The sequence below is a fragment of the Streptomyces sp. T39 genome (assembly GCF_008042045.1).
GTDB lineage: Bacteria > Actinomycetota > Actinomycetes > Streptomycetales > Streptomycetaceae > Streptomyces.
Map to the genome: position 1 here is coordinate 492494 of NZ_RDBP01000037.1, position 21693 is coordinate 514186.

Consider the following 21693-nt stretch of genomic DNA (forward strand, 5'->3'; position numbering starts at 1 on the left):
GTCGCGCGGCGTGGCGCCGGTCACGGTGCGCCGGACCCCGGGAAAACACTTGCCGTGCCCCGTTAGACTGGCCGTATGGCAATTCTCCTTGTGCCTTAGACGGCGTCGAAGCGTCGCTCACCCGTCCCTTCCGCCGTCCATACCGCCCTGGAGTCTTCCCCCGTGATCACCGCATCCGGTATCGAGCTGCGCGCAGGCGCACGCGTCCTCATCGAATCCGCCTCCTTCCGCATCGCCAAGGGCGACCGCATCGGTCTCGTCGGCCGCAACGGCGCAGGCAAGACCACCCTCACCAAGTGCCTGGCCGGCGAGGGCATCCCCGCGGCCGGCACGATCACCCGCTCCGGCGAGGTCGGCTACCTCCCGCAGGACCCCCGCACCGGTGACCTCGACGTGCTCGCCCGCGACCGGATCCTGTCCGCCCGCGGCCTGGACGCCCTGATCCGCAAGATGCGCATGAACGAGGAGCGCATCGCCACCGGCCAGGGCGCGACCCGCGACAAGGCGCTGCGGCAGTACGAGCGCCAGGAGACCGAGTTCCTCACCAAGGGCGGGTACGCCGCGGAGGCCGAGGCCGCCACGATCGCCGCCGCGCTGGGCCTGCCCGACCGGGTGCTCGGCCAGCCGCTGCACACGCTCTCCGGCGGTCAGCGCCGCCGTGTCGAGCTCGCCCGGATCCTGTTCTCGGACGCCGACACCCTGCTCCTCGACGAGCCGACCAACCACCTCGACGCCGACTCGATCGTCTGGCTGCGCGACTACCTGAAGACCTACCGCGGCGGGTTCATCGTCATCTCCCACGACGTCGACCTCGTCGAGACGGTGGTCAACAAGGTGTTCTACCTCGACGCCAACCGCTCGCAGATCGACGTCTACAACATGGGCTGGAAGCTCTACCAGCAGCAGCGCGAGGCCGACGAGAAGCGCCGCAGGCGCGAGCGCCAGAACGCCGAGAAGAAGGCCGCCGCCCTCAACTCGCAGGCCGACAAGATGCGCGCCAAGGCGACCAAGACCGTCGCCGCGCAGAACATGGCCCGCCGCGCCGAGCGGCTGCTGGCCGGCCTCGACGACGTCCGGGTCGCCGACAAGGTCGCCAAGCTGCGCTTCCCCGACCCCGCGCCCTGCGGCAGGACACCGCTGACCGCCGAGGGCCTGTCGAAGTCGTACGGCTCCCTGGAGATCTTCACCGACGTCGACCTGGCCATCGACAAGGGCTCCCGGGTCGTCATCCTCGGCCTCAACGGCGCCGGCAAGACCACCCTGCTGCGGCTGCTCGCGGGTGTGGAGCAGCCGGACACGGGCCAGGTCACCCCGGGCCACGGCCTCAAGCTCGGCTACTACGCCCAGGAGCACGAGACCCTGGACCCGGACCGCACGGTCCTGGAGAACATGCGCTCCTCCGCGCCCGATCTCGACCTGGTCGAGGTGCGCAAGACCCTCGGGTCCTTCCTCTTCTCCGGCGACGACGTCGACAAGCCGGCCGGTGTGCTGTCCGGCGGCGAGAAGACCCGTCTCGCGCTCGCCACCCTGGTCGTCTCCTCGGCGAACGTCCTGCTGCTCGACGAGCCCACCAACAACCTCGACCCGGCCAGCCGCGAGGAGATCCTCGGTGCGCTGCGCACCTACAAGGGCGCCGTCATCCTCGTCACCCACGACGAGGGCGCCGTCGAGGCGCTGGAGCCGGAGCGGATCATCCTGCTGCCGGACGGCGTGGAGGACCTGTGGGGCGCGGACTACGCGGACCTGGTGGCCCTCGCCTGACGCGCGCCGGGGCCCGGTGGGGCCCCGATGATCCACTCCGTATGGATCATTCGGCCTACGAGTGCTCCGTCATCTGTGTGAGGACGTCTCGTACCGCGGCGTGGCGTGTGGCGGACGGGTGCGCTCCGCTCCCTGCCCCGGCCTTGCCGCAGAAGGCGCCGCTGACCAGCAATTTCGGCCCCGCGGCTGGATCTTTTCGTCGGTGGACACGAGTGGAATATTGCATTCCGGTCGTGATGACCGGGCGTCCCGTTCCCAAGCGTTCCGTACTGACCCTGTCGAATGGGTGGCCAGGATGCCCGGGAGGGGTGATCATGAGAAGTCCAGAGCGCACTTCCCATGAGGAGGCACGGGTGGCCGAGACTCTGAAGAAGGGCAGCCGGGTGACCGGCGCCGCGCGCGACAAGCTCGCGGCAGACCTGAAGAAGAAGTACGACTCCGGGGCGAGCATCCGGGCGCTGGCCGAGGAAACCGGCCGCTCCTACGGATTCGTCCATCGGATGCTCAGTGAGTCCGGAGTCGTCCTGCGTGGACGCGGCGGAGCGACGCGGGGCAAGAAGGCCGCGTCGGCCTGACCTCCGCAACAGCAGAAAGGCTCCTTCGGTACACCGGTTCTTCTGCGGTGGCCACCCGGGCGGCCGGTCGGCCCCCCGGGTGGTTACTGTGCAGTAGCTCATTTCCACGGGCATCACTGCACCGAACCGGAGGCGTCCCATGACTTCGCTCGACCCTGTGCTGGACAAGGACGGCGTACGACTCACCGTCGACGGCGCCGTCGCCACGGTGACCCTGACCAAGCCGGACAAGCGCAACGCCCAGGACTTCGCGCTGTGGCGGGCGTTGACGCAGGCCGGCCGGTCGCTGCCGGGCGACGTGCGGGTCGTGGTGCTGCGCGGCGAGGGCAAGTCCTTCTCCGCGGGGCTCGACCGGCAGGCCTTCACCCCCGAGGGCTTCGACGGCGAGCCGTCGTTCATCGACCTGGCGCGCGGGACCGACGCGGAGACCGACGCCGCCATCGCCGCGTTCCAGGAGGCGTTCACCTGGTGGCGGCGGCCGGACATCGTCACGATCGCCGCGGTCCAGGGGCACGCGATCGGCGCCGGCTTCCAGCTCGCCCTCGCCTGTGACCTGCGGGTCGTGGCCGAGGACGTGCAGTTCGCCATGCGCGAGACCGCGCTCGGCCTGGTGCCCGACCTGACGGGCACCCACCCCCTGGTGTCCCTCGTCGGCTACGCCCGCGCGCTGGAGATCTGCGCGACGGGGCGCTTCGTCCACGCCGAGGAGGCCGAACGCACCGGGCTCGCCAACCTCGTCGTCCCGGGCGCGGAACTCGACGCCGCCGTGCGCGACCTCGCCGCGGCGCTCCTCGCCGCGCCCCGCGACGCCGTCATCGAGACCAAGGCGCTGCTCCAGGGCGCCGCCGGGCGCACCTACGACGAGCAGCGCGCCGCCGAGCGCGCCGCGCAGACCCGCCGGCTGCGCGATCTCGCGGGCCTCTCCGACTGAAACGGCCCCACGCGGCCGGCACCGGCCGGTGGCTGCCGGACCCCGTGGCCCGGACGCGCGGCGAGAACGCCGCGCGTCCGGGCCACCGCCTTGTGCGGGCAAACGGGTGGCGCCGTTCCTCCGGTCCGCCGCATCCCCGGAGCGCGACGGGGCAGCCGCACTTAGTGTGGGCAGGGGCTCTGCCCCGTGTCCGGTCCGGACACGGGGCGGGATCAGGCCCGGGGGAGGAATTCCACACCCGGAAAGGATCACGCGATGAGCGAGTCAGGTGACCGCCGGCCCCTTGGGGCAGGCGACCAGACGGGTGACTCCCGCAGGACGTCCGTCAGCAAGCGTCCCGAGGCCGGTGTGCGCGGACGCACGACCATCGCCGACGGGGTCGTCGAGAAGATCGCGGGCCTCGCCGCACGGGACGTCGTCGGCGTGCACGCGATGGGCAGCGGCCTCTCCCGCACCTTCGGCGCGGTACGCGACCGTGTCCCCGGCGGCGGCAGCGGACGGTCCAACGTCAGCCGCGGGGTCAAGGCGGAGGTCGGCGAGGTCCAGACGGCCCTCGACCTGGAGATCGTCGTCGAGTACGGGGTGTCCATCTCGGAGGTCGCGCGTGCCGTACGGGAGAACGTCGTCGGTGCCGTCGAACGGATGACCGGTCTCGAAGTCGTCGAGGTGAACATCGCCGTCAGCGATGTGAAGCTGCCCGACGAGGAAGAGGACGAGCCGGAGCAGCGTCTCCAGTAGAGGAGCTCCACATGAGCATGGCCGTGGTCGGCATGGTGGTCGGCATGGCTCTCGGATTCGCCGGATACTTCGGCGGATTCGGGGCGTTCGTACTGGTCGCCGCCCTGGGGGCGGTCGGCTTCGTGGTGGGCCGGTTCCTCGAGGGCGATCTCGAGGCGGGCGACTTCTTCCGGGGCCGCGATCGCGGCGAGAGGCAGAGGTGATCCGTGATGACGGCCGCTGAGGGCTCCGCCGGAGGCGGGGGACGCGTGGCGGCCGCCGAACGCGGATCGACCACCGTCGCCGATCGTGTCGTGGCGAAGATCGCCGCCCAGGCCGCACGCGAGGCACTGGGCACAGTCCCCCCGGGCGGCGCGGCGCCGCACGCCGCCGTCGTGGTGCGCCACGACACCGCCCAGGTGCGCGTCAGCCTTGAACTCGACTACCCCTCCGACATCGGCGAGCGGTGCGCCTCCGTCCGCCGCCGTGTCACCGAACGGGTGACGACCCTGGCCGGCATGGACGTACCCGAGGTCGCGGTGCAGGTGGAGCGTCTGCACTCGCTCCACACGCGGCGCGGGGCGAAGGAGAGGATCCGATGACCGAGCCGGAGCCCCCGGGCGGCGAAGGAGCCTCGGAGGCGGGACGGCCCGTCGCCGGGACGGACCAGTCCGCCGTCGCCGGGACGGACCAGTCCGCCGTCGACCACCGGCCGGCACCCGCGGGGAAGGTCGCCACCGGACGCTTCTGGTCCGCACGGCGCGTCCCCGCCGCGCTGGTCGCGGCCGTCGTGCTCGGCGCCGCCGGCCTCCTGCTCTACGACGTCGCCGCGGTACGCGCCGACCGGCCCGCCATGGAGTGGCGGCGCCGGCTCGCCGACCACCTGGCCGACTGGCGGCTGGACGAGGTGGGGGTGCTCGCGGTCTCCGCCGCCGTCGCGCTCCTCGGTGTGCTGCTCCTCGCCCTGGCCCTCACGCCCGGGCTGCGGGCCCTGCTGACCATGCGGCCCGGCCGCGCCGGGGTGCGCGCCGCGCTCGACCGGGACGCCGCCGCGCTCGTCCTGCGGGACCGGGCGATGGAGGTCTCGGGTGTCCAGTCCGTCCGGGTGAAGATGCGGCGCTCCAAGGCGTCGGTGCGGGCCCGGTCGCATTTCCGGCCCGTGGACGAGGTACGCGCCGATCTCGACAAGGCCCTCGGCGCGGGGCTGAAGGAACTCGGTCTCGCCCGGCCGCCGGCCCTCGCCGTCCGCGTGGGACGGCCGCCGGCCGGGAAGAAGTGAGGACACATGCTGCGCGCTGTGAACCGGGTCGTGCTGGCCCTTGCCGGGCTGGTGCTCCTGTGTACGGGAGGGGCGGTGGTCGCCGCCGGAGCCGGTCTGGACGTCCCCTCGTGGTGGCCCTGGTCGGGCCCTGACGACGTCCTGCTCAGCGACGCGGACCGCACCCGCTGGCGGGACGAGGGCTGGTGGTGGCCGGTGGTCATCGCCGTGCTGGCCGTCCTCGTGGTGCTCGCCCTGTGGTGGCTGCTCGCCCAACTGCGCCGCGCCCGGCTCTCCGAGGTCCTGGTGGACAGCGGCGACGGCGAGGGCGCGGTGCTGCGGGGGCGTGCCCTGGAGGACGCGATGGCGGCCGAGGCCGGGTCCCTGGAGGGCGTCTCCCACGCCCGGGTGCGGCTGGCCGGCCGCCGCAGGACCGCCCCCGAGGCGAGGGTCCTGCTCCGCCTGGAGCCGCACGCCGCTCCCGCCGAGACACTGACCCGGCTCGTCGACGAGGCGGTCGGGCACGCCGGCCGGTCCGCGGGCCTGTCCGAGTTGCCGGCCGAGGCCAGGCTGAGGGTGTCGAAGCACGGGGCGCAGCGGGTGACCTGACGGCCCCACGCCGGTCCGCACGACACGGGACGCGGCCCCTCCCCCGGGAGGAGCCGCGTCCCGGTGCGTCAGAAGCCGTGCCGGGAGCCGCCGTCCACGGGCACCATCACGCCCGTCAGGTACGAGGCGGCGGGGGACAGCAGGAACGCCGCCACCTTGCCGAACTCCTCCGGGGTCCCGTACCGGCGCAGCGGGATGCGGGACTCGTTCGCGGCACGGGCCGCCTCCGGGTCGCCGGAGAGCGCGTCGAGCTCGCGGACCCGGTCGGTGTCGATGCGCGACGGCAGCACACCGACCACCCGGATGCCCCGCGGCCCCAGTTCGTCCGAGAGGGACTTGGCGAAGCCGGCGAGACCCGGCCGCAGGCCGTTGGAGATGGTCAGGCCCGCGATGGGCTCGTGGACGGAGCCGGACAGCACGAAGCCGATCACCCCGCCGTCGGAGAGTTCGGCGGCCGCCGTGCGGGCCAGACGCACCGCGCCGAGGAAGACCGACTCGAACGCCGACTGCCACTGCGCGTCCGTGGTGTCGGCGACGAAGCCCGGCGCCGGACCGCCCACGCTGATCAGCACGCCGTCGAAGCGGCCGAAGTGGGCCCGGGCCGCCGCGATCAGACGCCCGGCGCCCTCCGGGTCGGCGTTGTCCACGGCGAGCCCCACCGCGTCCGGTCCGAGCCCGGCCGCCGCGTCGGCGACCGTCTTCTCGTCCCGTCCGGTGATGACGACCTTCGCGCCGTCCGCGACGAGCTGCCGGGCCGAGGCGTTGCCCAGCCCCCGGGAGCCGCCGGTGACGACGTAGACGCGGTCCTTCAGTCCAAGATCCATGGCCCTATCCTGCCGTGTCGTGCTTCTGCAGGGCGAGGGCGGTGTTCACCAGCCCGATGTGGCTGAACGCCTGCGGAAAGTTGCCGAGCTGGCGGCCGGCGACGGGGTCGTACTCCTCGGACAGCAGCCCGAGGTCGTTGCGGAGGGACAGCAGCCGCTCGAACAGCTCGCGGGCCTCCTCGTGACGGCCCGTCATGCACAGCGCGTCGGTCAGCCAGAACGAGCACGCCAGGAACGTGCCCTCGTCGCCGGGCAGGCCGTCGACCGAGACGCCCTCGGTGCTGTAGCGGCGGACGAGCGGGCCGCTGCCGAGCTCGGCCTGGACGGCGGCGATGGTGCCGAGCACCCGGGGGTCGTCCGGCGGCAGGAAGCCGACGTGCGGGATGAGCAGGGTCGCCGCGTCCAGTTCCTTCGAGCCGTAGGACTGGGTGAAGGTGTTGCGCTCCGGGTCGAAACCCTTCTCGCACACCTCCCGGTGCACCTCGTCGCGCATCGCCCGCCACCGGTCGGCATCGCCGTGCAGGCTGCGGTCGGCCTCCAGGGTGCGCACGGCGCGGTCCGCGGCGACCCAGGCCATGACCTTGGAGTGCACGAAGTGACGGCGGGGCCCGCGCACCTCCCACAGGCCCTCGTCGGGATCGCGCCAGGTGGACTCCAGGAAGCCCAGCAGACTGAGCTGGATGTTCCAGGCGTGCCGCTCGGTCTTCAGGCCCGCCTCCCGGGCGATGAAGAGCGAGTCGATGACCTCGCCGTACACGTCGAGCTGGAGCTGGTTGGCCGCGTCGTTGCCCACCCGGACGGGGACGGAGCCGCCGTAGCCGCCGAGCCAGCTGAGCTCGAACTCCGGCAGCCGCCGCTCGCCCGCCAGCCCGTACATGATCTGGAGGTCGGCCGGGTCGCCGGCCACCGCGCGCAGCAGCCAGTTGCGCCACTGCGCCGCCTCGTCGAGATAGCCGACCGCGAGCAGCGCCCCCAGCGTCAGGGTGGAGTCACGCAGCCAGCAGAACCGGTAGTCCCAGTTCCGCACGCCGCCCAGCTCCTCGGGCAGCGAGGTCGTCGGCGCGGCGACGATGCCGCCCGTGGGGGCGTAGGTGAGGGCCTTCAGGGTGATCAGCGAGCGCATGACCGCTTCGCGGTAGGGGCCGTCGTAACGGCACCGGGAGGCCCACTCCTCCCAGTCCTCCAGGCAGTGCCGCAGGGATTCGTGGGGGTCGACGAGATCCGGACGGCTCTGGTGCGAGGGGTGCCAGGTGAGGATGAACGACACCGACTCGCCGGCGCGGACGGTGAAGGAGGAGCAGGTGGAGAACTGCTGCCCCCACGTCTTGACCTCCGGCTCGCTGCGCAGCCACGCCGAGTCGGGACCCGCGACGGCCACCCGGTGCCCGTCGGAGCGGCGCACCCAGGGCACCACGCTGCCGTAGTCGAAGCGCAGCCGGAGCGTCCCGGCCATCTCGACGCTGCCGCTGACGCCCTCCACGATCCGCACGACGTCGGGTGCCTCGTCGCGCTGGGGCATGAAGTCGAGGATCTTCACCGTGCCCGTGCGCGTCTCCCACACGGTCTCGAGGACCAGCGAGTCCCCGACGTAGCGGCGCCGGGTGCAGCGGCCCGCGTCCTTGGGTGCGATCCTCCAGTGGCCGTTCTCCTCGTCGCCGACGAGTGCCGCGAAGCAGGCCGCGGAGTCGAAACGGGGCAGGCACAGCCAGTCGATGGAGCCGTCCGCACCGACCAGCGCGGCGGTCTGGAGATCGCCGATGAGGGCGTAGTCCTCGATACGTTGGGTCACGCTCTGGCGTGTTCCCGCAGGAGAAGGGCGTTAAGCAGCCGCGGTGACCGGCTCCGGCGCGTTCTGCCCGGAAGCGGCCGTCCTGTCCCGCTTCTCCCGGCGGACCAGAATCACCCAGCCGAGGGGCACGGCGGCGGCGAACAGCCACCACTGGACCGCGTACGCCATGTGCGCCCCGATGGATCCGTGGTCGGGTGCCGGGATCTGCTCGGGGCCCGCGTCGCCGGACGCGGGGGCGGTCTGCTCCAGGTAGCCGCCGAGCACCTCGCGGCCGAGCAGCTCCGCCTGCTGACCGCTGTTGATCAGCATGACCTGACGCGGCGGCAGTCCGGCCAGGTCCTTGATACCGCTGGCGCCGGTGGTCTCGTCCGCCTTCAGCCGCCCGGTGACGGTCACCGTCCCGCGCGGCGGGGCGGGCACCTCGGGGAACGCCTTCTGGTCGTCGGCGGCCGGGACCCAGCCCCGGTTGACCAGGACGACCCGCCCGTCGGTGAGCACCAGCGGGCTCAGCACATGGAAGCCGACGCGGTCGTCGGCGTTGGTGCGCCGGCGCACCACGACCTCGTGCCCGGGGTCGAACGTGCCGGTCGCGGTGACCGTGCGCCAGTAGTCGGCGCGCGGGACGGTGCGGCCGGGGGAGGTGAGCTCGCCCACGGGCACGGCCCCGGCGTCGAGGTTCCGTGCGACCAGCTCGTTCTGCGCGACGCGGTGCTGGTGGCGGTGCAGCTGCCAGAAGCCGAGCTCGACCATCGAGGGGATCAGGACGAGGGCGAGGAGGGTGAGGATCACCCACTGCCGGGACAACAGGAAGCGGTACACGGCTTCGACCGTACCGGTAGCCGCGGCGGCCGCGGACAAGGGGGTCCCGTCCGCGGCCGCCGGTGCGTCACACCCGGTCGACGATGCCCGCCCTCCCTTCCGCGCGGGCGCAGTGGGCGCCGCAGTACCAGTGGCCCTCGACCTCGACGCCCTGGCCGATGATCTGGACCCGGCAGTGCTCACAGATGGGCGCCATGCGGTGGATGGCGCAGGAGAAGCAGTCGAAGACGTGCACCGCGCCCTGCGCGTGCACCTCGAAGGACATGCCGTAGTCGTTTCCGCAAACCTCACAACGTGCCATGCGCCACAGGGTGAAACGCTTCGTCTCCGTGGGCGGGAGGACGGCGGGCGAGTCGTGCCGCATTCACTCCGATGCGGGTGCGGGGCCCGGCGGCCGGCCCCGCGCGGCGCCGGAAGCGGCCGGCAGGACGTCGCCCAGCAGCTGGGTGAAGGCCGCCTCGTCCACCACGGGCGTGCCGTAGGCCGCCGCCTTGACGGCCTTCGACGTCGAGGCGTGCGGGTCGTTGGTCACCAGCAGGCTCGTCAGCCGGGACACGCTCGTGGCCACGTGCAGGCCCGCCTCGACCGCCCGGTCCTCCAGCAGCTCGCGCTCCGTGGACGTGTCGCCGGAGAACGCCACCCGCATGCCCTGCCGCAGCCGCCCGCCCGGCGCGTAACGCCCCGGGTTCGGATACGGGCACGGCGGCCGCTTGCGTGACGGGCGCCAGCTGCTGTGCCCGTACGAGGACTGGTAGCCGACCCGCGGGGCCGCCGGGGCGTCGGACCACTCCGTCAGCGGCAGGCACTCCAGCAGCGGCAGGCGCACTCCGTCGCGGGCCGCCGCGTGGAGGCTCGGCCGGAAGGCCTCCGCCAGCACCCGGGCGTCGTCCAGGGCGTGGTGGGCGCGCTGCTGCACGACGCCGAAATGGGCGGCGAGCGACTCCAGCTTGAGGTTCGGCAGCGGAAGGCGGAGCTCCTTGGCGAGCGCGATGGTGCACAGCCGCTGGCGGGTGGGGGCCTCGCCGCGTGCGCGCGCGTACTCCCGGGAGATCATGCCCCAGTCGAACGAGGCGTTGTGCGCGACCAGCACGCGGCCCTCCAGACGCGACGACAGCTCCGCGGCGATCTCGCCGAACAGCGGGGCGCCTTCCAGCACATCGCTCGTCAGACCGTGGATCCACACCGGGCCCGGGTCCCGCTCGGGGTTGACCAGCGTGTACCAGTGGTCCTCGACTCCGCCGCGGGCGTCGAGCCGGTAGACGGCGGCGGAGATTATCCGGTCGTCGCGGGCGAGTCCGGTGGTCTCCACGTCGACGACCGCGTACCCGGAGGGGTACGCGGCCGGCCACGTCGTCGCTGCGGTCGTGCGGTCGTCGAGCATGGTCACAGAGAATACGGGCCGCCACCGACAGCATTCGCCCGCCCCGTCCGCCGCCGCCGGGCCGCGTCCGCCCCGGCGGCAAGCCCCGCTCGCGGTCGGCGGGTTGACGCCACGGGCCCGGCCGGGGGAGAGACCCTGCCGGGGCGCGACGGACGAGAGCCGCGGCCCCGGATCCGGGACGCGGCCCGGCGGGGGACGTCCCGGGCGGGGGGACGAGGAGAACGGGACGTCCCCCGTCGCCGTGGTCCCGGCACCCGCCTGCACCGCCCCGCGCGGCGGTCCTCGGGGCGAGTTCCCCGTCGGCGGCGGGAAGCGCATGCGCGAGCGCCGCCTTCCCGGCAGGACTCCGGGAAGGCGGCGCTCGCCGGCCCGGAAGGCGGGCCGTGCCGGTCGCCGGAGGCCGAACTCGACGGAGTCGGGAGGCTGCTGACCGACCGGGGGCCCGGCCGGCGTCGCTCGGGCGGCCGCCGCCGGCTCACCGGGCGTGGACGCCCTGCGCACCCGGGCGCGGGTGGTGCCCGGCATCGGCCCGGACGAACTCACCGCCCCGGCACGCGGCGGGCGTCTCGGGCGTCCTCCTCCCGGGTCGCCGCCGACCGGCGGGAGGAGGACGCGCGGCCGCACGCGACCGTGCCTCCGGTGCTCGCCGCGCGGGCCGTCACCGGCTGCCGGCGCGCGCGTCGGCGCCGTCCCGGCGAGGGGGCCGCCTGCACCGCGGGGAGCCTCCTGGGATCCGCGGGTGTCCGACGACGGGCCGGGCCCGGGAGCGACCGTCCCGGCCGCCGAGCCAGGGGCGGACCGATCGGTTCCGCCGTGGGGGAGGGGGAGGCGTACCGTGTGCGGGGTACACCCGTCCCACCCCGCTAAGGACCTCGCATCATGCGCGCCACCGTCATCCACGCCCCGCACGACATCCGCGTGGAAGAGGTGGCCGACCCCGTCGTCCGCCAGCCCGCCGACGCCGTGGTGCGGGTGCTGCGGGCCTGCATCTGCGGCAGCGACCTGTGGGCCTACCGCGGTGAGTCGGCGCGGCAGCCCGGTCAGCGCATCGGGCACGAGTTCCTCGGCGTCGTCGAGGAGACCGGTGCGGAGGTGACCGGCTTCGCGCGCGGCGACCTCGTGGTGGCGCCCTTCGTGTGGTCCGACGGCACCTGCGACTACTGCGCCGAAGGACTCCAGACCTCCTGCCCGCAGGGCGGTTTCTGGGGGTCGGTCGGCTCCGACGGAGGCCAGGGCGAGGCCGTGCGGGTGCCCTTCGCCGACGGCACCCTGGTGAAGCTCCCCGCCGACGCCGCGTCCGACGACCGGCTGCTGACCGCGCTGCTCGCGCTCTCCGACGTGCTCGGCACCGGGCACCACGCCGCCGTGGGCGCGGGGGTCACCCGTGGCTCGACGGTCGCCGTCGTCGGCGACGGCGCCGTCGGCCTGTGCGGGGTGCTCGCCGCCCGGCGGCTGGGCGCGGAGCGCATCATCGCGCTCGGGCGCCACACGGCCCGCACCGACATCGCCCGCGCCTTCGGCGCCACCGACGTCGTCGCCGAGCGGGGCGAGGCGGCCGTGGCCGCCGTGCGCGAACTGACCGGCGGCCAGGGCGCGCAGGCCGTGATCGAGGCCGTCGGCACGGAGCAGTCGATGCGCACGGCCGTCGGCATCACCCGGGACGGCGGCGCGATCGGCTACGTCGGCGTCCCCCACGGCAGCGGGACCGGCCTCGACCTGTCCCTCATGTTCGACCGCAACATCGCGCTGCGCGGCGGGGTCGCGCCGGTCCGCGCGTACATCCCCGAGCTGCTCCCCGACGTCCTCGACGGCACGGTCGACCCCTCTCCCGTCTTCGACCTGACGGTGCCCCTCGACGGGGTGCCCGGCGGCTACCGGGCCATGGACGAGCGCACCGCGCTGAAGGTCCTCGTCACCCCCTGACGCCCGGCGACGCCCCGGTCAGGCGCGCCAGGCGGGGGCGTCCGCGCCCAGGAGGCCGGAGGGGGACGCCCAGTCGGCGGGGCCGCCGACGTAGGCGACGGCCGGAAGGGCGTGGCGGAGGCTGCCGCGCGGGGTGGCCCGCTCGGTGAGCCAGGGGCCGGGGGTGTACGCCCCGGTGCCCGCCGGCGGGCCGGCGGGCAGGCCCTGGGTCAGCCAGGCGGCCGTCTGCGCGAGGGCGACCTCCACCAGCCGGGCGCCTCCCGCCGTGTGCTGGTCCGTCAGCGACCGCAGCACGCCCGCGGCCAGCAGGTACCCGGTGCCGTGGTCCAGCGCCTGGGCCGGCAGCGCACCGGGCGAGGTCGCGTCGCCCTCCTCCAGGGCGATGCCCGACGCCGCCTGCACCAGGCTGTCGAAGCCGCGCCGGCCCGCCCAGGGACCGTGCCGTCCCCACGCGGAGAGCCGGGCGACCACCAGCCCGGGGCGCCGTCCCGCCAGCGCCTGCGGGGTCAGGCCGAACCGGTCCAGCGCTCCCGGGCGGTAGCCGGTCAGGACCACGTCGGCCGAGGCGAGCAGTTCCTCGAAGGCCGCGCGGTCCGCGCGCCGCGCCAGGTCCAGCAGGGCCGACCGCTTGCCGAGTCCCGTGTCGTCGTGGGCCTCCTGGCTCTCGGGCAGACCGGGGGAGTCGATGCGCAGTACGTCCGCCCCCAGCAGCGCCAGGGTGCGGGACGCCACCGGCCCCGCCAGCACCCGGGTGAGGTCCAGCACCCGCAGACCGGCGCAGGGCAGCCCGGGGCCGCCCGGCGCACGCCGCGGGCCCTCGCCGCCGATCCGGTCCGTCACCAGCAGCGGCCGCCCGGCCACCGCCGCGCCCTGGGGGTGGGCCGCCCACTCCTCGGCCGTGCGGACGGCGACGGCGAGGCCGCCCGCGGTGCACACGGTCTCCTCGACGTCCCGTGCCCGCCTGCCGCCGAGCGTCGCGGCGACGTCGGCGACGCCCCCGTCCGGCAGCGTGTCGGTGTCCTTCGGCAGACCGAGCGCGGCGAGCAGACGCCCCCTGTGGTGCGGGTAGTTGGCGTGGGTGCGGACCCAGCCGTCGGCCGTGCGCCAGAAGCGCGACAGCGGCGCGAACGTCGTCGGCGCCACCCCGTCCACCCGCACCAGCCGGTCGCCGAGGAACGCCGTGGTGACCGCGCCGTCGTCGACCCGTACGGCGGGGACCCCGCCCCCGTCGCGCAGGGCGGCCAGCTCGGCGGCGGCCAGCGAGCAGACCGCCACGGTGGACCGGGCCAGTTCCTCCACCGGCAGCCGGGACGGGAGCGCGCCGGCCCCCGTGAACGTCACCCGGTCCAGCAGGGCCGGGTCGCCGCCGAGGGCCGCCCAGGCCCCGGCGGTGCCGCTCGCGGGGTCCGCCGGGTCCCGGGGCGCGCCGGGAGATGTGTGAGTCATGCAGGCAGTGTGCCACCGGCCGGGCACGCGAAGAGGCCCGGTGCGTCACCGCACCGGGCCCCCCTGGTCAGACGTCGCGACTACCGGCGCACGGCGTCCAGGGCGTCGGCGACGCCCGTGCCGTAGAAGCCGTTGTCCCGCTCGCCGCCCTCGCACACGGCGTCGACGGTGCCGTCGCCGTTGATGTCGTACGGGTTGGTGCACGGCCTGTCGTCGGCCTGGGCGTACAGCAGACCCTTCACCAGCGCCGGAGGCGCGTACGGGTGGGTCGACTTGATCAGCGCGACGACGCCCGCGACGTGCGGGGAGGCCATCGACGTGCCGGCCTTGTAGCCGAAGCCGCCGCCCGGGAGGGTGGACAGGATGCGGCCGTCGACGGCGGGCGCGTCCGGCGCCTGGTAGCGGGTCGCGTCTCCGCCGGGGGCGGAGATGTCGACGACGCCGAGGCCGTAGTTGGAGTACGAGGCCTTCAGGTCCTTCGCGCCGAGCGAGGAGACCGTCACGACGCCCGGCAGGAAGCCCGGGATGTCCAGGCACTCGCGCGGGTTGATCTTCCGCTCGACCGGCGTGGTGTCGTTCGGGCTCGACGTGTCCGTGATCTCGTCCGCCGCCAGGTCACGGGCGGTGTTGCCCGCCGCCGCGACGTTCACGGTGCCCTTGCCCTCCGCGTAGCGGGTGGCGCGGGCGACGGCCTCGACCAGGGCCTTCTGGTCGGGGTCCTTCTTGCAGTTGTACAGCCACGGGTCCGTGTAGTAGCTGTTGTTGGTCACGTCGACGCCGTGCTCGGCCGCCCACACGAAGCCGCAGACGACGGCCTCCGTGTAGAAGAACCCGTCCGGCTGCGAGACCTTGATGCCCGACACCTTCACCCCGGGCGCGACGCCCGTGATGCCGGTGCCGTTCTTGGCGGCGGCGACGGTGCCCGCGACATGGGTGCCGTGGTCCGACTCGCCGGGGCCCGGGCGCCAGGCGCCGTCGGCCGTGTTCGGCGCGCCGCCCACGCAGCTGACCGAGGCCGCGCGGTCGAAGTTGGGCGCCAGGTCCGGGTGGGTGTCGTCGACACCGGTGTCGATGACACCGACCGTGACCCTCTTGCTGCCGAGCGACTTCTCGTGCGCCTTGTCCGCCTTGATGGCGGGCAGGTCCCACTGGAGCGGCTCGAGCGGGTCCTGGCCCGCGACCGCGTCGGCGGCCGCCGCCTTCGCCTCCTCGGCGCTCAGCGGACGCTCCGAGTCGATGGCCATGTCGCCGGCCGTCGAGATGGGGGCGGTGCGGGTCGCACCGGCCGACTCGACGCCGCGCACCTGACGGATCGTCTGTCCGAACGCAGGGTTCTGCGAGTGGACGACGATGACGCCTATCTGGTCGTACGCGTACACGATCGTGCCGCCGGCCTCGGCTATCGCCTTCTTGACGGCCTTGGCGTTGCCGTGGCCGCCCTTGACGTTGACCACGTAGGACAGCTTGGGGCCGTCCGTCGACACCGCGGCCGGGACATCACTGGTGACAGCCGCCGACGCCGTACCCGTCGGCAGGAAGCCCAGCGAAGCCGTGAGCGCCAGACCGGCGGGCAGCGCGAGCGCACGCCGTCGTCTGGATCCCAGATGAGCCATGGGTTCTCCACATCATCCGTGACAACCGCCCAGACACCCCTTGCGAATGGGCGCGTTCATGACGAGTGAAGCTATCGCTGATCATGTCGGCACTTCAATGGATCCGGGCAACGGATGCCACGGGAAGGACACGAAGCCGGCAGGAAAAAGAACCGGCGTGAACCGGTTCGGCGCGCACGCCGTGCCGTTGTCAGGGAGTGGAACAGCAACCGGCCACCCCCGCCCGCAGCACCTCCCTGACCCCGATCACCGCACCCGCGTCGCGAGGAGATTCCGTGACCACCGATGCACCGCCGCCCCCGGGCGGCTCGGACACCAGCCCGGCCCAGCCCACGACGGAGCAGTTCGTCCAGGTGCAGGAGAGTCCGGAATTCGGCGAACTGCGCAGTACGTACCGTTCCTTCGCCTTTCCGCTGACCGTCGCCTTCATCGCCTGGTACCTGCTCTACGTCCTGCTCTCGAACTACGCGGGCGGCTTCATGGGCACCAAGCTCTTCGGCAACATCAACGTCGCCCTCGTCCTCGGCCTCGCCCAGTTCGCCACCACCTTCCTCATCGCCTGGTTCTACTCGCGGCACGCGGCCGCGAAGCTCGACCCGAAGGCGGACGCCATCAAGTCCCGTATGGAGGCCGACGTATGAGCCCCGCCCTGCACCTCGCGGCGGAGAACGCCACCACCGAGCACCGGCCGCTGATCATCACCCTCTTCGCCGCCTTCGTCGTGGCGACCCTCTTCATCACCGTGTGGGCCGGACGCCAGACCAAGGACGCCTCCGACTTCTACGCGGGCGGCCGCCAGTTCACCGGCTTCCAGAACGGCCTCGCCATCTCCGGCGACTACATGTCCGCCGCGTCGTTCCTCGGCATCGCCGGCGCCATCGCCCTCTTCGGCTACGACGGCTTCCTCTACTCCATCGGCTTCCTGGTCGCCTGGCTGGTCGCCCTGCTGCTGGTCGCCGAGCCGCTGCGCAACTCGGGCCGCTACACGATGGGTGACGTGCTCGCCTACCGGATGCGCCAGCGCCCGGTCCGTACCGCCGCCGGCGCCTCCACCATCGTCGTCTCGATCTTCTACCTGCTCGCGCAGATGGCGGGCGCGGGCGTCCTGGTCTCCCTGCTGCTCGGCATCACCAGCGACGCCGGCAAGGTCGCGATCGTCGCCCTGGTCGGCCTGCTGATGATCGTCTACGTCACCATCGGCGGCATGAAGGGCACCACCTGGGTCCAGATGGTCAAGGCCGTCCTGCTCATCGCCGGCACCCTGCTCATCACCTTCATGGTGCTGTGGAAGTTCAACTTCAACATCTCCGACCTGCTCGGCAAGGCCGCCGAGAACAGCAAGCACGGCGCGGCGTTCCTGGAGCCCGGGCTGAAGTACGGCGCCACCGAGACCTCGAAGCTGGACTTCATCTCCCTCGGCATCGCCCTGGTCCTCGGCACCGCCGGTCTGCCGCACATCCTCATCCGCTTCTACACCGTCCCCACCGCGAAGGCCGCCCGCAAGTCCGTGAACTGGGCCATCGGCATCATCGGCGCCTTCTACCTGATGACCATCGCGCTCGGCTTCGGCGCCGCCGCCATCGTGGGACCGGAGACGATCACCGAGTCCAACAAGGCGGGCAACACGGCCGCGCCGCTGCTCGCGCTCCACATCGGCGGCGTCGACTCGGCGGGCGGGGCCATCCTGCTCGCGGTGATCTCCGCCGTCGCCTTCGCCACCATCCTCGCCGTGGTCGCCGGCCTCACCCTGGCGTCCTCGTCGTCCTTCGCGCACGACATCTACGCCAACGTCATCCGCCGGGGACAGGCCACCGACAAGGAGGAGGTCCGTGCCGCGCGCTGGGCGACCGTCTTCATCGGCATCGTCTCCATCGCGCTCGGCGCCCTCGCCCGCGACCTGAACGTCGCCGGCCTGGTGGCCCTCGCCTTCGCCGTGGCGGCGTCCGCGAACCTGCCGACGATCCTCTACAGCCTGTTCTGGAAGCGCTTCACCACCCAGGGCGCCCTGTGGTCGATCTACGGCGGCCTCGCCACCTCGGTCCTGCTGGTCCTCTTCTCCCCGGTGGTCTCCGGGAAGGCGTCCTCGATGTTCCCCGACGCCGACTTCGCCTGGTTCCCGCTGGAGAACCCGGGCCTGATCTCCATCCCGGTCGGCTTCCTGCTCGGCTGGCTCGGTTCCCTGCTCTCCAAGGAGGAGCCGGACAAGGGCAAGTACGCGGAGCTGGAGGTGAAGTCCCTGACCGGCGTCGGCGCCCACTGACCGGACGGGAACACCACGGCGCGCGGCCGTGTCGTAGGGTCCTACGACACGGCCGCGCCATGGCTCGTGTCAATCGGACCGGTTCACCGACGGCGCTCTGGCGTAGGCTCGAAGGCGTCGTTTCCACGAACGGGGAGGGGGCCCACAGTGCTCATCGACACCTATGGCCGGGTGGCCACCGACCTGCGCGTCTCCCTGACGGACCGCTGCAACCTGCGGTGCACGTACTGCATGCCCGAAGAGGGCCTGCAGTGGCTGGCGAAGACCGATCTGCTCACCGACGACGAGATCGTGCGGCTGATCCGCGTCGCCGTCACCGACCTCGGCATCGAGGAGGTGCGCTTCACCGGCGGCGAGCCCCTGCTGCGCCCCGGACTCGTCGGCATCGTCGAACGGGTCGCCGCACTGGAGCCGCGCCCCCGGATGTCGCTCACCACCAACGGCATCGGCCTCAAGCGCACCGCCGCCGCGCTCCGCGACGCCGGTCTCGACCGGGTCAACGTCTCCCTCGACACCCTGCGTCCCGACGTCTTCAAGACCCTCACCCGCCGCGACCGCCACCACGACGTGCTCGACGGACTCGAAGCCGCCCGTGAGGCGGGCCTCACCCCGGTCAAGGTCAACGCCGTCCTCATGCCCGGCCTCAACGACGACGAGGCCCCCGACCTGCTGGCCTGGGCCGTCGAGCACGAGTACGAGCTGCGCTTCATCGAGCAGATGCCGCTGGACGCCCAGCACGGCTGGAAGCGCGACGGCATGATCACCGCCGGTGACATCCTGACCTCCCTGCGCACCCGGTTCACCCTGACGCCCGAGGGCGACCAGGCACGCGGCTCCGCACCCGCCGAACGCTGGCTCGTCGACGGAGGACCTCAGCGCGTCGGCGTCATCGCCTCCGTGACCCGCCCCTTCTGCCGCGCCTGCGACCGCACCCGGCTCACCGCCGACGGGCAGGTGCGCACCTGTCTGTTTGCCACCGAGGAGACCGATCTGCGGGCGGCGCTGCGCTCGGGCGCGCCGGACGAGGAGATCGCCCGGATCTGGAAGCAGGCCATGTGGGGCAAGAAGGCCGGATCCGGACTGGACGACCCGTCCTTCCTCCAGCCCGAGCGGCCCATGTCAGCCATCGGCGGCTGATCCTCCGGCGGCCTGGTGGCGCTGCCACTCGGCCAGCGCCACCACGTCCTTGAGGAAGCCGCGCACCCCGAGGAACTGCGACAGGTGCTCGCGGTGCTCCTCGCAGGCCAGCCAGGTCTTGCGGCGCTCGGGCGTGTGCAGCTTGGGATTGTTCCAGGCGAGGACCCAGACGGCCGCCGTGCGGCAGCCCTTCGCGGAACAGACCGGGGTTTCGTCACTCACCGGATCATTGTCGCAACATGGCGACGCCGAGCAGCCACGGGGGGAGCTGCCCGGCGTCGGTCCGTCGCTCCGACGGGGGATGCGGAGCGCGTACGAAGTATGTCACGGGTAACGGCTCGGCGGGCACCGGAACTTCATGATTGATCTGAGGTTTTCTTGAGGTTCTCGGACTGTCCGGTTTCCGGGCGTCCGGCTGCGGGGAGCGCCGCCACCGCCGGGTGCGCGGGCCCCGGCAGATACGCCGAGGGGAGCGAAGGCGCGTTCTCCCGGCCCGCGTTGGCGATCACGACGGAGATGTACGGCAGCAGGACGCCCAGCGCCAGCGCGATCACGGCCACATGCCGCTCGACGTTCCACAGCACCGCGGCCAGCACCACCGACACCGTCCGCACCGACATCGAGATCACATAGCGCCGCTGTCTGCCGCGCACGTCGTCGGTGAGGCCCTGGCGCGCGCCCGTGATCCGGAAGACCTCCGGCTCGTCCCGTCTGTGCATCCCGCTCCACCACCCGCATCCCGCGCCGGACATTCCCGGACGGCCGTCCCCGGCCGTCACCCCACGGTACGCCGGGGTCCCCGCCTCCACGAGAGGGGGTCGGCCCCGGGACCGGCCCGGTGCGTGCGGCCCTCCCCGACGTGCGGCCCGCCGCACACGGGCAGAGACTGTCAGGCGTAACGGCTCACACGGAGCGGTTCGAGGAGGCGGACATGGGCTGGTTGTGGGCGATCATCGTGGGATTCGTGCTCGGCCTGATCGCGAAAGCCATCATCCCGGGCAAGCAGCACAGCCCTCTCTGGCTGACCACGATCTTCGGCATCATCGGCGCGATCATCGGCAACGCCCTCGCCAGGGCCTTCGGCATCGACGAGACCGCAGGCATCGACTGGGGCCGTCACGTGCTCCAGCTCGCGGCCGCGGTCGTCATCGTCTTCCTCGGCGACATGGCCTACGTCTCGGTGCGGGGCGGCAAGAGGGAACGGGCGTAGACCCGGCTTCCGGACACGGCTGACGGCTGCGGCCGGGAGGGTGCGAAGCCCTCCCGGCCGCAGCCGTCCGGTGTGTCCGGGGTCAGCCGGCCGCGACCTCGACCGCCGCCAGGTTCCTCTTGCCGCGGCGCAGCACCAGCCAGCGCCCGTGCAGCAGGTCGGCCGCGTCCGGCACGGCGTCCTCGGCGGTCACCTTCACGTTGTTCACGTAGGCGCCGCCCTCCTTCACCGTACGGCGCGCCCCCGACCGGCTCGGCGCCAGGCCGACCTCGGTCAGCAGGTCGACGACCGGGAGCAGCTCGGACACCCGGGCGTGCGGCAGCTCCGACAGGGCGGCGCGCAGCGTCGCCTCGTCCAGCTCGTCCAGCTCGCCCTGCCCGAACAGCGCCTTCGAGGCGTTCACCACGGCGGCGCACTGGCCGGCGCCGTGCACCAGCGTCGTCAGCTCCTCCGCCAGCGCGCGCTGCGCGGCGCGTGCCTGCGGGCGCTCGGCCGTCTGGCGCTCCAGCTCCTCCAGCTCCTCACGGGTCCGGAAGGAGAGGATGCGCAGGAACCGGGAGATGTCCCGGTCGTCCGTGTTCAGCCAGTACTGGTAGAACGCGTACGGCGTCGTCATCTCCGGGTCGAGCCACAGCGCCCCGCCCTCGGACTTGCCGAACTTGGTGCCGTCCGCCTTCGTCATCAGCGGCGTCGCCAGCGCGTGGACCTGGGCGTCCGGCTCCAGGCGGTGGATCAGGTCGAGCCCCGCGGTGAGGTTGCCCCACTGGTCGCTGCCGCCCTGCTGGAGCACGCATCCGTAGCGGCGGTACAGCTCGAGGAAGTCCATGCCCTGGAGCAGCTGGTAGCTGAACTCCGTGTAGCTGATGCCCTGTTCGGACTCGAGCCGGCGGGCGACCGAGTCCTTGGTGAGCATCTTGTTGACGCGGAAGTGCTTGCCGATGTCCCGCAGGAACTCGATCGCGGACATGCCGGCGGTCCAGTCCAGGTTGTTCACCATGACCGCGGCGTTGTCCCCCTCGAAGGAGAGGAACGGCTCGATCTGCGACCGCAGCCGGTTCACCCACAGGGCGATCGTCTCCGGGTCGTTCAGCGTGCGCTCGGCCGTGGGCCGCGGGTCGCCGATCTGCCCGGTCGCGCCGCCGACCAGCGCCAGCGGCCGGTGCCCGGCCTGCTGGAGACGGCGCACGGTCAGCACCTGCACCAGGTGCCCCACGTGCAGCGACGCCGCGGTCGGGTCGAAGCCGCAATAGAAGGTGACGGGGCCGTCCGCGAGAGCCTTGCGCAATGCGTCCTCGTCCGTGGACTGGGCGATCAGCCCGCGCCACGTCAGCTCGTCGACGATGTCCGTCACAGTTCTTCCGTCCTCGTACCGTGGTCCGTTTTCATGGATCGTGGGTCAGTCTATGGCCCTCCCGCGGCCCGGAGGCCGGGGGAGGGCAC

Annotated in this window: 23 protein-coding genes; 13 read left to right on the plus strand and 10 right to left on the minus strand. The window is 72.9% G+C overall.

The features are described 5' to 3' along the window. Positions 1–162 precede the first annotated feature (162 nt). The 8 genes from EAO77_RS24630 to amaP all read left to right on the plus strand — a co-directional run bounded on the left by EAO77_RS24630 (position 163) and on the right by amaP (position 5851). Positions 163–1761, plus strand: coding sequence for an ABC-F family ATP-binding cassette domain-containing protein (locus tag EAO77_RS24630; RefSeq protein ID WP_147990467.1), 1599 nt, complete (start codon positions 163–165; stop codon positions 1759–1761). 353 nt (positions 1762–2114) lie between these two features. After that, complete coding sequence (locus EAO77_RS24635) at positions 2115–2336, plus strand: helix-turn-helix domain-containing protein (protein WP_005319113.1); 222 nt, start codon at positions 2115–2117, stop codon at positions 2334–2336. A gap of 139 nt (positions 2337–2475) precedes the next feature. Continuing rightward, the gene (locus EAO77_RS24640; protein ID WP_147990468.1) at positions 2476–3267 is read left to right on the plus strand and encodes an enoyl-CoA hydratase/isomerase family protein; all 792 of its coding nucleotides are present in this window, start codon (positions 2476–2478) and stop codon (positions 3265–3267) included. 255 nt (positions 3268–3522) lie between these two features. Beyond that, the gene (locus EAO77_RS24645; protein ID WP_147990469.1) at positions 3523–4005 is read left to right on the plus strand and encodes an Asp23/Gls24 family envelope stress response protein; all 483 of its coding nucleotides are present in this window, start codon (positions 3523–3525) and stop codon (positions 4003–4005) included. Between the two features lie 11 nt (positions 4006–4016). Next, positions 4017–4208, plus strand: a complete 192-nt coding sequence (locus EAO77_RS24650) for a hypothetical protein (RefSeq protein ID WP_147990470.1) — start codon at positions 4017–4019, stop codon at positions 4206–4208. A 6-nt stretch (positions 4209–4214) separates the two neighbouring features. Then, the gene (locus EAO77_RS24655) at positions 4215–4586 is read left to right on the plus strand and encodes an Asp23/Gls24 family envelope stress response protein (protein WP_147990471.1); all 372 of its coding nucleotides are present in this window, start codon (positions 4215–4217) and stop codon (positions 4584–4586) included. Further along, positions 4583–5263, plus strand: a complete 681-nt coding sequence (locus EAO77_RS24660; RefSeq protein ID WP_147990472.1) for a DUF6286 domain-containing protein — start codon at positions 4583–4585, stop codon at positions 5261–5263. The genes EAO77_RS24655 and EAO77_RS24660 overlap by 4 nt, the downstream gene beginning before the upstream one ends. 6 nt (positions 5264–5269) lie before the next feature. Then, the gene (amaP, locus tag EAO77_RS24665) at positions 5270–5851 is read left to right on the plus strand and encodes an alkaline shock response membrane anchor protein AmaP (protein ID WP_147990473.1); all 582 of its coding nucleotides are present in this window, start codon (positions 5270–5272) and stop codon (positions 5849–5851) included. Between the two features lie 68 nt (positions 5852–5919). On the opposite strand, the gene EAO77_RS24670 is transcribed toward amaP, so the two are convergent. From EAO77_RS24670 to EAO77_RS24690, 5 genes are all read right to left on the minus strand, one after another. Continuing rightward, entirely contained in the window at positions 5920–6675 is a 756-nt protein-coding gene (locus EAO77_RS24670; RefSeq protein ID WP_147990474.1) for an SDR family oxidoreductase, read from the minus strand. A 4-nt stretch (positions 6676–6679) separates the two neighbouring features. Beyond that, entirely contained in the window at positions 6680–8464 is a 1785-nt protein-coding gene (locus EAO77_RS24675; protein ID WP_147990475.1) for a glycoside hydrolase family 15 protein, read from the minus strand. Between the two features lie 30 nt (positions 8465–8494). Continuing rightward, positions 8495–9283 (minus strand): SURF1 family protein, encoded by a 789-nt coding sequence (locus tag EAO77_RS24680; protein ID WP_147990476.1) that lies wholly within the window; start codon positions 9281–9283, stop codon positions 8495–8497. A 67-nt stretch (positions 9284–9350) separates the two neighbouring features. Continuing rightward, on the minus strand, positions 9351–9584 hold the full coding sequence (locus tag EAO77_RS24685; RefSeq protein ID WP_100106509.1) for a hypothetical protein: 234 nt from the start codon (positions 9582–9584) through the stop codon (positions 9351–9353). A 63-nt stretch (positions 9585–9647) separates the two neighbouring features. Continuing rightward, positions 9648–10664 carry a DEDDh family exonuclease gene (locus EAO77_RS24690; RefSeq protein WP_147990477.1) on the minus strand — a complete coding sequence of 339 codons (1017 nt, stop codon included), beginning with the start codon at positions 10662–10664 and terminating at the stop codon, positions 9648–9650. A gap of 879 nt (positions 10665–11543) precedes the next feature. Between EAO77_RS24690 and EAO77_RS24695 the strand changes: the two genes are divergently transcribed. After that, positions 11544–12587, plus strand: a complete 1044-nt coding sequence (locus tag EAO77_RS24695) for a zinc-dependent alcohol dehydrogenase family protein (protein ID WP_147990478.1) — start codon at positions 11544–11546, stop codon at positions 12585–12587. A gap of 18 nt (positions 12588–12605) precedes the next feature. On the opposite strand, the gene EAO77_RS24700 is transcribed toward EAO77_RS24695, so the two are convergent. Both EAO77_RS24700 and EAO77_RS24705 read right to left on the minus strand, forming a co-directional pair. Next, positions 12606–14033, minus strand: a complete 1428-nt coding sequence (locus EAO77_RS24700; RefSeq protein ID WP_147990479.1) for a CoA transferase — start codon at positions 14031–14033, stop codon at positions 12606–12608. 80 nt (positions 14034–14113) lie between these two features. Beyond that, the gene (locus tag EAO77_RS24705) at positions 14114–15646 is read right to left on the minus strand and encodes a S8 family peptidase (protein ID WP_147990480.1); all 1533 of its coding nucleotides are present in this window, start codon (positions 15644–15646) and stop codon (positions 14114–14116) included. 275 nt (positions 15647–15921) lie between these two features. Between EAO77_RS24705 and EAO77_RS24710 the strand changes: the two genes are divergently transcribed. The 3 genes from EAO77_RS24710 to moaA all read left to right on the plus strand — a co-directional run bounded on the left by EAO77_RS24710 (position 15922) and on the right by moaA (position 19043). After that, positions 15922–16287: a DUF485 domain-containing protein gene (locus EAO77_RS24710; protein WP_147990481.1), complete on the plus strand. Its 366-nt coding sequence runs from the start codon at positions 15922–15924 to the stop codon at positions 16285–16287. Further along, a complete protein-coding gene (locus EAO77_RS24715) occupies positions 16284–17906 on the plus strand; it encodes a cation acetate symporter (protein WP_147990482.1) in 1623 nt (540 codons plus the stop codon). Before EAO77_RS24710 ends, EAO77_RS24715 begins: the two co-directional genes overlap by 4 nt. A gap of 147 nt (positions 17907–18053) precedes the next feature. Continuing rightward, positions 18054–19043: a GTP 3',8-cyclase MoaA gene (moaA, locus tag EAO77_RS24720; protein ID WP_147990483.1), complete on the plus strand. Its 990-nt coding sequence runs from the start codon at positions 18054–18056 to the stop codon at positions 19041–19043. Here the strand turns inward: moaA and EAO77_RS24725 are convergent. Beyond that, positions 19026–19265: a hypothetical protein gene (locus EAO77_RS24725; protein WP_147990484.1), complete on the minus strand. Its 240-nt coding sequence runs from the start codon at positions 19263–19265 to the stop codon at positions 19026–19028. The genes moaA and EAO77_RS24725 overlap by 18 nt on opposite strands. A 134-nt stretch (positions 19266–19399) precedes the next feature. Further along, on the minus strand, positions 19400–19762 hold the full coding sequence (locus EAO77_RS24730; RefSeq protein WP_147990485.1) for a DUF3099 domain-containing protein: 363 nt from the start codon (positions 19760–19762) through the stop codon (positions 19400–19402). 212 nt (positions 19763–19974) lie between these two features. Here EAO77_RS24730 and EAO77_RS24735 point away from each other — a divergent pair, with 212 nt between their 5' ends. Further along, positions 19975–20253: a GlsB/YeaQ/YmgE family stress response membrane protein gene (locus EAO77_RS24735; RefSeq protein ID WP_147990486.1), complete on the plus strand. Its 279-nt coding sequence runs from the start codon at positions 19975–19977 to the stop codon at positions 20251–20253. Between the two features lie 82 nt (positions 20254–20335). On the opposite strand, the gene tyrS is transcribed toward EAO77_RS24735, so the two are convergent. Further along, positions 20336–21604 carry a tyrosine--tRNA ligase gene (tyrS, locus tag EAO77_RS24740; protein WP_147990487.1) on the minus strand — a complete coding sequence of 423 codons (1269 nt, stop codon included), beginning with the start codon at positions 21602–21604 and terminating at the stop codon, positions 20336–20338. Positions 21605–21693: the final 89 nt, after the last annotated feature.

Bases quoted from the DNA above. Each gene is read 5' to 3' on its own strand.
- EAO77_RS24730 (WP_147990485.1), bottom strand. From the start codon at position 19,762: ATGCACAGACGGGACGAGCCGGAGGTCTTCCGGATCACGGGCGCGCGC.
- EAO77_RS24660 (WP_147990472.1), top strand. From the start codon at position 4,583: ATGACCGAGCCGGAGCCCCCGGGCGGCGAAGGAGCCTCGGAGGCGGGA.
- EAO77_RS24655 (WP_147990471.1), top strand. From the start codon at position 4,215: ATGACGGCCGCTGAGGGCTCCGCCGGAGGCGGGGGACGCGTGGCGGCC.
- EAO77_RS24685 (WP_100106509.1), bottom strand. From the start codon at position 9,584: ATGGCACGTTGTGAGGTTTGCGGAAACGACTACGGCATGTCCTTCGAG.
- amaP (WP_147990473.1), top strand. From the start codon at position 5,270: ATGCTGCGCGCTGTGAACCGGGTCGTGCTGGCCCTTGCCGGGCTGGTG.
- EAO77_RS24735 (WP_147990486.1), top strand. From the start codon at position 19,975: ATGGGCTGGTTGTGGGCGATCATCGTGGGATTCGTGCTCGGCCTGATC.
- EAO77_RS24640 (WP_147990468.1), top strand. From the start codon at position 2,476: ATGACTTCGCTCGACCCTGTGCTGGACAAGGACGGCGTACGACTCACC.
- EAO77_RS24690 (WP_147990477.1), bottom strand. From the start codon at position 10,664: ATGCTCGACGACCGCACGACCGCAGCGACGACGTGGCCGGCCGCGTAC.
- EAO77_RS24695 (WP_147990478.1), top strand. From the start codon at position 11,544: ATGCGCGCCACCGTCATCCACGCCCCGCACGACATCCGCGTGGAAGAG.
- EAO77_RS24645 (WP_147990469.1), top strand. From the start codon at position 3,523: ATGAGCGAGTCAGGTGACCGCCGGCCCCTTGGGGCAGGCGACCAGACG.
- EAO77_RS24715 (WP_147990482.1), top strand. From the start codon at position 16,284: ATGAGCCCCGCCCTGCACCTCGCGGCGGAGAACGCCACCACCGAGCAC.
- EAO77_RS24670 (WP_147990474.1), bottom strand. From the start codon at position 6,675: ATGGATCTTGGACTGAAGGACCGCGTCTACGTCGTCACCGGCGGCTCC.
- EAO77_RS24705 (WP_147990480.1), bottom strand. From the start codon at position 15,646: ATGGCTCATCTGGGATCCAGACGACGGCGTGCGCTCGCGCTGCCCGCC.
- EAO77_RS24700 (WP_147990479.1), bottom strand. From the start codon at position 14,033: ATGACTCACACATCTCCCGGCGCGCCCCGGGACCCGGCGGACCCCGCG.
- EAO77_RS24650 (WP_147990470.1), top strand. From the start codon at position 4,017: ATGAGCATGGCCGTGGTCGGCATGGTGGTCGGCATGGCTCTCGGATTC.